The organism is Vibrio sp. RE86 (assembly GCF_013114545.1).
In the GTDB taxonomy this organism is placed as follows: domain Bacteria; phylum Pseudomonadota; class Gammaproteobacteria; order Enterobacterales; family Vibrionaceae; genus Vibrio.
In genome coordinates, this window is the sequence record NZ_VTXI01000037.1 from 1 (window position 1) to 10,629 (window position 10,629).

Genomic DNA, 10,629 nt, shown 5'->3' on the forward strand with positions numbered 1-10,629 from the left:
AGATTCGTAACGCATGGCATTTTTGGTTTGAATCAGCTTAAGTGATTAGGGCACAATGTTCTGGTTAAGTGGTAGCGTTACTCACTACTTAATTGGGCGTTATGTGTTTAGGCAAAATTAGTCGATAATCGACATGATCAGTTTGTAAAAGTAGAAAGTAGTATGGCTCGTAGTAAATCTGATATCTCAAATAGTGCAATACGCATTTTTCTTCAGGAAGTAGGGAAATTCTATGATGAAGCAAGGGGTTATGAGCCTTTTGGGCCCAAAGTTGCTCAGAAAGATGAACTTCTAGAGTTTTTTAACTATCAGTGTTGTTTTTGTGGTGGTGAAATCAACCGCAAGTCTTTGTCGCAAGATCATTTAATCCCGATGAATAAATCTGCATTAGGTTTGCATGCTTGGGGAAATGTAGTGCCATGTTGTTCCCCTTGTAATAACCAAAAGCAGCAAAAGCCATGGAAAGAATTTATGCACATCAAGGCTGGATCTGACGCGAAGTCGAGAATTTCTAAAGTAGAAGCTTTCGTGAAATCTAAGAAATATGATCCAACTCTTAACCTCCATGAGTATGCAGATAATCTCTATGAGGACGTTGGTCAGGTGGCAATGACTCTCATCAATCTTAGGTACAAGCAGGCCCAAGATGGCATTAAAAAGTTGCTGGAATGAACACACTTAGTATCAAGTTTGAAGTGCGACACTTTTTACAGATGCGCATGAATATACTCCGTTGGTGTCCTATACCCAAGTCTTTTGCGTGGGCGCGTATTTAATTTGTGTGCAATTTCATTGCAGAGCTTCTGTGTTACGTGTGACATAGAAGTTCGTTTTGGTAAGTATTGTCGTATCAAACCATTGGTGTTTTCATTAGTGCCTCGCTCCCATGAATGGTATGGATTTGCAAAATAAAACAGACAGTTATGATGTTTTTCTAGTTGCGCATAACCATGAAATTCAGTGCCGTTATCCGCAGTTATCGTCTTAAAAGGTAAGTCAGAGCGGGTCATGATTTTGCTCATTCTTACGTTGAGCGACTCGCTTGTTCTGTCGTCCATTTGCCCAATAAAAGTGTAGCCAGTCATTCTGTCGACTAAAGTCACGATACAGTGCTTGGTTCCGCGGCCAACGACGGTATCAATTTCCCAATGACCAGGCTCTTTTCGATGCTCAGCTTTTGCTGGTCTTTCGGTAATATGACGCTTTGCGGCTAGCCGTCCACGGCTGTCTTTTGAGTTATACCTTTTACGCCTTTTCTTAGTGGATTGGCGTAGGTGTTTCCATAGGGTTCCACCGAAAGTTTTGTCGTTCCAAATATGCTGATAAATGAGCTCGTGGCTCATTGTTGGATAGCCTCTTACCCTTAGGTATCCGACGATTTGGTCAGGACTCCAATCCAGTCGTAGCAAGGCTTCAGGCAACCTAAAGTCGATTTCGCTGTAGCGTTTATTTCTGCGCGACCGGCGCAGCCGGTTACGAGCCATTTGTTGGGCTCTCCATGCCTGATAGGAGTACCTTTTAAAGTGTCTGTTGTATCGGGAGTTGCGTTCAATTTCTCGATAGATAGTAGCTTTGTGACGACCCAGTTGTTTAGCTATTTTAGCGGTACTAATTCCTTGCTTTCTGAGTGCAGAAATCATATACCTTTCGTTCTCAGTGAGGTGCGTGTATCTCATGGTTTTTACTTCTTGGCGGGAGCAAACTTCATGATTATCGCATCTCACTGTTTTTATGTTCAGAGGTGTCGCACTTCGTACTTGAATCCAAGACACATAACAAAGCATTTAAGAGTGATTCTCAACGCTTGGCATTTTTCATTCCATCGTTGAGTTCAGTGTTTACGGTGGCATGGCTTAGTTTCGTGGTAGCGTTGCTCACACCTTAATGCGGCGTTAGTACGGGTTTAGCATCAAAGGTCATCAGTTTTGGTGTTTATCTGTTTTGGCGTTCGTCTTTACACCTTTCAGTTTGTACCTTTCACGTTCTTTCCGGTGGCACTATATGCGGAGTGTTTGCTTTGATTTCACCGTTTACGGTTTCTAACTCTTAGCCTATTTCTTTGACGCTTCTTCTCTTTGGTGGTTTTTACTAAGTCAGAATTGCCTTTCTTTGGTGTTGCCGTCCAAGTGCGAGGATCGAATCCTTTTCTAATTTGAAGCCAGTAAAAGTAGGGAAGTTCAGGGCGTTTTTCTTCTAGCCAACTTTTGTCTCTTAATCGAGTTTAAGTTTTGTAGCTGCCCGTCTCACTTCAGTGTTCAAAGCCTTTCATATCATCTAATTTTTCAATATCTTGGAGCGCATGAATAGAAGTCGCGCATGTACTAACAAATTGCTTAAGAGTGATTCGTAACGCGTGGCATTTTCACTTTGCGGTGGCTTATGTGTTTAAGGCGCCGTGCGGTAGCTTTTGTATTGCGTTACTCACACCTTAGCAAGGCGTTATAAGCTAATGCCTCCAATGACTAAAGCTGATATTTCTCAGCGTCAGTTGGGTATCGGTTGTTAGCTTTAAAAAATTCTTTCTTTTTCAGTTGCATGACTTCAAAGCACTCTCTGCACATTGACTCAGTTGATTCGCGTCCAGCGAGTACTTGCTCAATAAATTCCTTTCTTCTTGAGCAATATCTACCGCAGGTACATCGACACTGCCAAGAAGCATTTCCCAAATAGCCAAACACGGTTAACCTTCCGATGACTACACCTGTGAAGTCTTTAAAGGTAGAGTTCACTGGTAGTGGTTGGTGTTTCCGTGGTGATTCCCAAAACTCAAGATCAACCAACTTATCTCTGTTCTTAATTTTGTATACAGAGTCTTTTGGTGCTTCAGAAGTTACTAAGCGGGCTGTTTTATCTACCGGTCTGAGCTTTTTGTGAGTATTGATAACCATCATTGGGGCACCTTGGTAAGTCATTGATATTAAATATTATCAGTAATGCACATAAAGCTACCTCAAGTATGTGCAGTTCCCATGCTAAAAATGTTAAGTTAAGCATCAATATGAATATAATGCGTTTTGAGAGCGTGTTGAGTACGCTTATAACAAAGTATTTAAGAGTGATTCCCAACGCTTGGCATTTTTCATTCCATCGTTGGGCTTTGTGTTTACGGTGGTATGGTTAGGTTTCGTGGTAGCGTTGCTCACACCTTAATGCGGCGTTATATTTTTAATCAAATTCAGAGGTAATTAATGGCAAAAGCGAAGTTGTCTAGGGATCAAAAAAGAAAGAAGAAACTCGAAAAAAGGAAGAAAAAGTCAATATTAGACACTAGGCTTCCATCGGGAGTAAGAAGTATTTCAAAACGCCAATTTGATGCGTTTTGTTTTTCTCGCCACCCAATGGCAAGAAATTCAGCAGATGAAAAGCAATGGTTTATTGCTTATGACCGAAAGATCTTAGCAACGATCTTTAGGGATACTATCGATGATGACTATGGTTTTGTCATCATGGGGCGAGATAGTCGTAAAATGTTCAGGGCGTTGGAAGTTAGTAAGAAATTTCAGCCAGATCAAGAACAGGCTCGAAGTGCTTTAATTAAAGCGCTTAAAAAATACAAGAACGACGGAGAATCACTTTATCCCCAAGGGGATGAGACTAAGTTGACTAATGAACTTTTTGAACCTTTAGTCGAACGAGAAAAGCTAAATCCGATCTACATTGCTTTAGCAGAAGAACCTAGAATGGAAGCTGCACGAAATCTAATCAAAGAAATAGTGTATACATTCGATGATCCCGATGGTCACTATATAAAAGAGTTCCAGACTCATGGCTTTGATGCTCGACTTTGGGAACTGTATTTATACATCTACTTCCATGATAAATTTGTTCAAATTAAAGGAAATGCAGCTCCAGATTTCCATATTACCAACCATGTACAAGAGTACTTAGTTGAAGCTGTAACTGTTAATCCGAGTGAGAATGAAGCTCGTCCGGACGAAGAAGCGCCTGAAGATCCCGAGAGATTGCGTGAGTTACTTAATGACTATATGCCAATTAAGTTTGGTAGCCCGCTTTATTCAAAGCTTCAGAAAAAGTATTGGGAAAAACCTCATGTGCAGGGTAAATCATTGATATTTGCCATTCACGATTTCCACAGTACAGGTTCTATGACTTGGTCAAGAACAGCCCTGATGGAGTATTTATATGGCTTTAGAGCTGCTTTTGTCGACGGTAAGCCTCAAGTTTCACGAATTGATAGCCATGAATGGAAAGGTAAAACGATCCCTTCGGGTTTCTTTAATCAACCTGACTCCGAAAACGTTAGTGCAGTGTTGTTTAGTAACGCAGCAACTATCACGAAGTTTAACCGTATGGGTAAACTTGCTGGTATGGGTGGTGAAGATATCAAGATCTTAAGAACTGGTACTCGCTTTAATCCTGATCCTGAAGCTTTTGTTGGAATACATTTCCATGAGGATGTAGATTCACCAGAGTATACAGAATCATGGTCTGAGAGTTTGGTAATGTACCATAATCCAAATGCACTACATCCAGTCGACCCCAATGATTTTCCAGATATCTCACATATGTTTAAGTGTGATGAAAATGGAGATGAGGGATACTTCCAGCCGTATGATGTCTTAAATTCGACTTCAATCGTGATCTCTACGGAAAAAGCAATTCCTGAGCTAGAAAAAATATAACAAAGCATTTAAGAGTGATTCCCAACGCTTGGCATTTTTTATTCCATCGTTGGGTTTTGTGTTTACGGTGGTATGGTTAGGTTTCGTGGTAGCGTTGCTCACACCTTAATGCGGCGTTAGTTGCCAATGAATAAAAATTTGCTAAATCAGCAAGTTTAGGGCTAATGTCAGCGTGTGTTCTGCTAGTTTTCGCACTTCAATTTCTAGCTTATAGGGTTCGTTAAAATAGTACTTTGTTTGGTACTCGGGTGGACTTTCTGTTTCAGAAGCTGAACCCCTCGTTGAAAGTCTCCTCTGTTGGTTAGTCTTTCCAAAAAGTGTTCTTTGGTGTTTAAAGTCCGTTTTCTACGGCGCCGTGAATCCCAAGTGGTTTCAGTGGCAGTCGTTTTGAAACTGCGCCTGATTCGGGTTTTTAGCTAGCGTAAGAAACAGAGTTGGCAAAGTCTCAATGAGCTTCAAATCCAAGGCTTAGGGCAGGCAACTAACAAATAATTTAAGCAGATTCGTAACGCTCGGCATTTTGGGTTTGAATTAGCTTTAGTGATTAGGGCACAATGTTCTGGTTAAGTGGTAGCGTTACTCACTACTTAATTGGGCGTTAGTTGTTGCCGGAAATCCTGAACTCATGTACAAAACAATGCTAATTATAATAGGAGTTAAGTTGCATGAGTTTAGTTGTACGTCAGGTGACTCTCGATGATGCTGAAGGCATTACTAATGTCCTCAACCCCATCATTATTGAAGGCTTATACACGGTATTGGACACAACCTTTACCCCTGTAGAAGAAAAAGAGTTTATTGCTCAATTTCCTGAGCGCGGTGTGTTTACAGTTGCGTTGTCCGGAAGTGACTCAACGGTTATTGGTTTCCAAAATATTGAGCCGTTCGCACAATACACAAAAGTTTTTGACCACGTAGGCATAATTGGTACGTTTGTCAGTGAAAATGCTCGTGGTCAAGGTGTATCAAAAGAGCTTTTCAACTCGACATTCGAAGTTGCAAAGCAAAAGGGCTATGAAAAGCTATTTGCTTACGTCCGCAGTGATAACGAGCGAGCTTTGGCAGCTTATCTTAAACAAGGTTTTGAAATTGTAGGTACAGCTAAGAAGCATGCAAAAGTTCGTGGGGAATACGTAGACGAAGTCCTCATAGAGAAGTTTTTGTAGGTGTTGAGTAGCAAAAACTAACAAGGCATTTAAGAGTGATTCGCAACGCTTGGCAGTTTCGCTTCGCTCAAGTATAGCCAAGCGCTGCTCACACCTTAATGCGGCGTTAGCACTCAAGACGGCGTAAGATCTTCACACTGGTCTCTATTACTTCAGAACTTGTGCCTGTCATATAAGCAGTTGTGATAGCCCCTTCTTTGAGTAAACATATCGCATTGAGCAAATCGTCCGAATCTTTACTTAGCTTGTTTTGTATTAACAGGCGTACTTGCGCTTTGTGGAAGCTACAATAGCTAGATATTTCACTTTTAATGTCGTGAAATTCCGCAGAAGTATTTATAAAGAAACATCCGTTAAAATCGCCTAGTTCAGGCTCATGGCCGTCAAACCACTCCTTTAAAGAATGAAATAGAACGTCAATCAACTCACTATTATTGGTTGTGTTTTCAAGTTTAGTTTCTAGCCATTGTATAAAGGTTAGGTGCCTTTTCTCCAAAGCCTTAAGTACCAAATCTTCCTTACTGTTGAAATGGCTGTACAGTGTTTTCTTTGCTACACCAGAAACCTTGATTACTTCGTTAATTCCAATGGAATTAATACCATGTCGGTAGAACAGTTCTAATGCTGTACTTAATAGTAAGTCTCGTTTCTTGCTCATAAACACACCCCAAAGTTGGTTTTCTGTATATTGACAAAGGTAGACCGACCTGTCTACAATTAAAAGTAGACAGGTCGGTCTACTCTTAATTGTGAGGTTTATATGAATCATTATGTGTCTGCTTTAGTAGCAGGAGTTGGGGCTTCAATTACTCTTGGTTTTCTCTTGATCGTGGAAGCTAATGTAGAAAGTGCAGCTTTGATAATGGCTCCATTTGGGGCAACTGCAGTACTAGTTTTTGGTTTACCACAGAGTCCACTTGCTCAACCAAAAAATGTAATTTTGGGTCATTTGGTCACAACCGTTATTGGCATAGTGTTTTCTCAGTATGTAGGTGTAACACCAGTGAGTTTGGCTATTGCGACAGGGTTAGGTATTACATGTATGTTACTATCTAAAACAACGCATCCACCGGCAGGAGCGAATCCAATTCTAATTATGTTGGCAGGCCATGGTTGGTCGTTCTTGGTTACTCCGGTCTTGATTGGTTCTGTCGTGATAGTTTTAATGAGTAAAGGTCTTCAAAAAGTTCAACAATACAGTTTAAAATCAGAGTGCTAACAAAGCATTTAAGGGTGATTCGCAACGCTTGGCAGTTTCGCTTCGCTCAAGTATAGCCAAGCGTCGCTCACACCTTAATGCGGCGTTAAGTGCTGCCGAACTAATGTGGTATGGAGTTGATATGAGCAATAAATTTTTATCTACGGACTCGCTATCAATAGAACTTGATAGCTTTCAGACTTACATTGACCACTTTGTTTATAAGTTAACAGGTGAAAAATTTTACATTGATCCAGAAATAAGAGCTGTGATTGACTACATATGTGAACACTCTGAATTATGGAATCAGGCTGAGATATTAGTTTCAGATACACGTCGAGGCATGAAGCGAGTACCGATTATTGGGCCTTCATTTAAAGAAGCGTTTAATATCGCGCTACAGGGCAAAAGTTCTTTCTCATGGTTCTATGGGAGCAGAGAGGTTAAGCATGACTTTCCAATCGCGGATACTTGTATGATAGTTGAGCGTAATAAAGGAGAACTCTGGTTTGAAAGCTGGTCGTTTATGCGAGAATTAGATGGAGAGTGTTTCTACACTCACGTTATATATGATGAACAAAATAAGAAATTCCGCCATTGTGATGCTTCTAAGTTCTATATTAACCAAGAACAGAAAGAAGCTTTGAAACATAATAAAACCAAACCAAGAGGTCTCTACTATCAAAAGATGTTCGCACTAAATGGTGATATTCCACTTCATCATGTATGTGGAGTTATTGAAGCATTCTTACCTTTTGAAGAGCTGACCGAAGAAATGTTAGGAAAAAGCACTTAACAAAGCGTTTAAGACAGATTCGCAACGCTTGGCATTTTCGCTTCGCTCAAGTATAGCCAAGTGCTGCTCACTACTTAACGCGGCGTTATGTTGTTTCCACTACTTGTAGCTTTCGGGTAGCAGAGAATCACCTGAATTATCAGAAAGATAGACTAGGGCATCAATCACACGAAGTGGTGATAGTAGGTTCTCAGAACTGCATTTATCTAGCTCAAATCCAAGGTAAATAAGGTCATTTTCTATCTTAAGAAATAGGTTTCCTTGAGGTGGTCTTTCTTGAGTCAAAGCGAACTCTCCAATACCGAGGAAATGTGAACTCTTTAGGTTTCTAGTCGCATAAATGTCGCACTTCAACTTGTGAGCTAGTGTTAGGAAATCAATAAGCAGGTTAACTTGCTCATCAGAAATGTTGTCGAGTGCTTTAATATGCGGCTCTTTGCAAAACCGTTCTAAATAGCTAATCATTTCGTCGATATCGTTGTTAAATAGCATGGTAAGTCACCCTTGTGGTAAGGGCTGCGATTGTACCGTCAGACCCACAACATAACAAAGCGTTTAAGACAGATTCCCAACGCTTGGCATTTTGGGTTTGCTTTGAATTTAGTGTTTACGGCACAATAGTTTAGGTTTGGTGGTCTGCGTTGCTCACTACTTAACGCGGCGTTATGTTTACTTGTATTTCAATGGCTTAAATGTCTTAGGCTCTAATTCTTTGTCCCTCTAGCAGTTCGTCCCTAGTAGACTCAGCAAATCCGCATTATCGACCTAAGTTCTTGAATCTCTAAGGGAGTAAAATATGTCAAGATTCGTGGGTTGCTTCATTCTGAAGTCGAGTAGGCTAGGTTTCTGTCTCTCTGACTTAAAGGCGCTTTTAGATTCTTTCCTAAGTAACATTCTACCTTGGCAGTTGCTTCGGCAATTAACCATTGTTTTGCGCTGTTGTGAGAAGAGACTAGGGCGCTTGTTGGAGCTAAGTAGGGTTGCCTCATTGGGGCATTCTAGGTTAAGTTTAGTGCTTTATGGCACAATGTTTTAGTTAAGTGGTCGCGTTGTTCACTACTTAATTGGGCGTTACCTATACGCCGTTGAATCAACAACGGCGCATATAGAGCTGTTATTTTTCTGTAAGTTTCATATCTACAATAAGCGGTAAGTGATCCGCAATTTCATACCACGCTTTACCAGAAACAGTTGCTGTTGGCTTTGGAACCTCAACACTCTCAATATCCCACTCTTGTGCTGTACTCGTCATAATGTAGTCAATTTTTCGATCTGGGTTCCAAGCTGGAGCTGTAAGTTGAAGGTCTTTGTCTGTTTCTTTGAACCATTGTTGTAATTCAAAGTACTCGTTGGATTGTGTTGGTAGGTTTAAGTCGCCAATAACTACTGGAATACCATGTCCAAAGTGCCAAGCTGAAAAGTTTCCATTTAGTGCACGCACTTGGGCAAGTCTTAAGTCGGTGTCGGTATGGTCAAGGTGTGCTGTCACAGCAATGATAGGGGCAGGGTAGTTAGGTACATCAACCTCAACAGCACAAGCTACTCGTTGCTCTTTATTGTCTTTATTTGGCAGTTGTACGGTCTTAACTGTTTTTACTGGGTATTTGGAAAGAATAGCATGTCCATATGAGCCACCATCAAACTCGATAGCCTGACAAAATGCGTAGTGCATGTTCAGCTCTTTAGCGAAGTATTCAGCTTGGTTTAGTGGTTCTACACCTTTAGAGCTAAAGTTTTTACCAGAGCGTTCAGTTTTGTTATCAACCTCTTGCAGTCCAATAATATCTGCATTTATTTCTTTTATAGCATCACGAATGGCCACAGTGTCTCCCATTCGAGACGCCATAATGTTATATGAAGCAATACGAATGCTATCAGTGTCAGCTGCGCCATCAATATTGAGATCTGTTGCTAGAGCAGATGTTGATAAAAGGGTTGTAGCAGCGAGAAGGGTAAGTTTGTTCATGGTAACTTTCTTTTTGTTGATAATTTAGTTAGCAAAATAACCTCTTAGTTACTATTAGTCTTTTAAGTTCGTCACAAAATGTCATTCTGTATAGTTAACAAGCAATTTAAGCAGATTCACAACGCTTTTCGATCTGCATTCTAGGTTAAATTTAGTGTTTTATGGCACAATGTTTTAGTTAGGTGGTAGCGTTGCTCACTACTTAATTGGGCGTTAGGCAAGGTACGGTGAGTTTCTCATTTCTATTCTTCTTTGCCCCCTTTGGCTATCCGCTTTTCTAAGTCGGCAATTCATCATTGTCGGCTCCAATTCTTGAATCACTCCACCCGTAAAACATGCCAAATTCCATGGGTAGCCTCATTGGTTTTTAGCGTTGGTCGGCTGTGATTTTTACTGACTCAAAGTGTGGAAAGGGCTAGTTAATCGAGGCTGTCTTGAAAGCTGATAGTTCGTAGCTGTGAATTTTAGCGTCTTAAAAGCAATGTGGTTTCTGCTATCTCGCATTCAGAGTTTGTTGGAACCACGGTTATAACGTAGTGACTTCGGTAGTTCTTGAATCACAAAAAGTCCGTGGGTAATTGGTTGCTTATGATGTTTAAGGTATCCTGTATCAAATCAAGTTAGTGGGCACACGGAAATCTTGCCTAACAAAGCGTTTAAGGCAGATTCGCATCGCTTGGCGGTTTCACTTCGATTCGGCTTCAGTGTTTATGGCGCAGAGGTTTAGTTTGGTGGTCGCGCTGCTCACTACTTAACGCGGCGTTATGTTGCAATCAGCTATCAATATGCTCTAATTGTAGGTAAGCCCCTATTATTAGAGAGAATTTCAACCATGTATCAATTACGATGTACTAAGAAAT

Annotated in this window: 10 protein-coding genes; 5 read left to right on the forward strand and 5 right to left on the reverse strand. The window is 40.7% G+C overall.

The annotated features are described in order from the left end of the window. The first annotated feature begins 162 nt into the window (after positions 1-162). Entirely contained in the window at positions 163-672 is a 510-nt protein-coding gene (locus F0231_RS20315; RefSeq protein WP_171761495.1) for an HNH endonuclease, read from the forward strand. A gap of 35 nt (positions 673-707) precedes the next feature. Here F0231_RS20315 and F0231_RS20320 read toward each other — a convergent pair whose 3' ends face one another. Together F0231_RS20320 and F0231_RS20330 are read right to left on the reverse strand one after the other, a co-directional pair. Beyond that, entirely contained in the window at positions 708-1,676 is a 969-nt protein-coding gene (locus F0231_RS20320) for an IS30-like element ISVa6 family transposase (protein ID WP_171761496.1), read from the reverse strand. Between the two features lie 786 nt (positions 1,677-2,462). Continuing rightward, positions 2,463-2,891, reverse strand: a complete 429-nt coding sequence (locus F0231_RS20330) for a hypothetical protein (protein WP_171761497.1) — start codon at positions 2,889-2,891, stop codon at positions 2,463-2,465. Between the two features lie 297 nt (positions 2,892-3,188). Here F0231_RS20330 and F0231_RS20335 point away from each other — a divergent pair, with 297 nt between their 5' ends. Then, positions 3,189-4,643 (forward strand): hypothetical protein, encoded by a 1,455-nt coding sequence (locus F0231_RS20335; protein ID WP_171761498.1) that lies wholly within the window; start codon positions 3,189-3,191, stop codon positions 4,641-4,643. A gap of 665 nt (positions 4,644-5,308) precedes the next feature. After that, positions 5,309-5,809, forward strand: coding sequence for a GNAT family N-acetyltransferase (locus F0231_RS20340; protein ID WP_171761499.1), 501 nt, complete (start codon positions 5,309-5,311; stop codon positions 5,807-5,809). Between the two features lie 106 nt (positions 5,810-5,915). Here F0231_RS20340 and F0231_RS20345 read toward each other — a convergent pair whose 3' ends face one another. Beyond that, a complete protein-coding gene (locus F0231_RS20345) occupies positions 5,916-6,467 on the reverse strand; it encodes a TetR/AcrR family transcriptional regulator (RefSeq protein ID WP_171761500.1) in 552 nt (183 codons plus the stop codon). A gap of 102 nt (positions 6,468-6,569) precedes the next feature. On the opposite strand from F0231_RS20345, the gene F0231_RS20350 reads away from it, so the two are divergent. Then, on the forward strand, positions 6,570-7,028 hold the full coding sequence (locus F0231_RS20350; RefSeq protein ID WP_171761501.1) for an HPP family protein: 459 nt from the start codon (positions 6,570-6,572) through the stop codon (positions 7,026-7,028). 121 nt (positions 7,029-7,149) lie between these two features. After that, positions 7,150-7,803 (forward strand): hypothetical protein, encoded by a 654-nt coding sequence (locus F0231_RS20355; RefSeq protein ID WP_171761502.1) that lies wholly within the window; start codon positions 7,150-7,152, stop codon positions 7,801-7,803. Positions 7,804-7,902: 99 nt separating this feature from the next. Here the strand turns inward: F0231_RS20355 and F0231_RS20360 are convergent, their stop codons facing one another. Further along, entirely contained in the window at positions 7,903-8,295 is a 393-nt protein-coding gene (locus tag F0231_RS20360; RefSeq protein ID WP_171761503.1) for a hypothetical protein, read from the reverse strand. A gap of 622 nt (positions 8,296-8,917) precedes the next feature. Beyond that, the gene (locus F0231_RS20365; RefSeq protein WP_171761504.1) at positions 8,918-9,769 is read right to left on the reverse strand and encodes an endonuclease/exonuclease/phosphatase family protein; all 852 of its coding nucleotides are present in this window, start codon (positions 9,767-9,769) and stop codon (positions 8,918-8,920) included. Between the last annotated feature and the right edge of the window lie 860 nt (positions 9,770-10,629).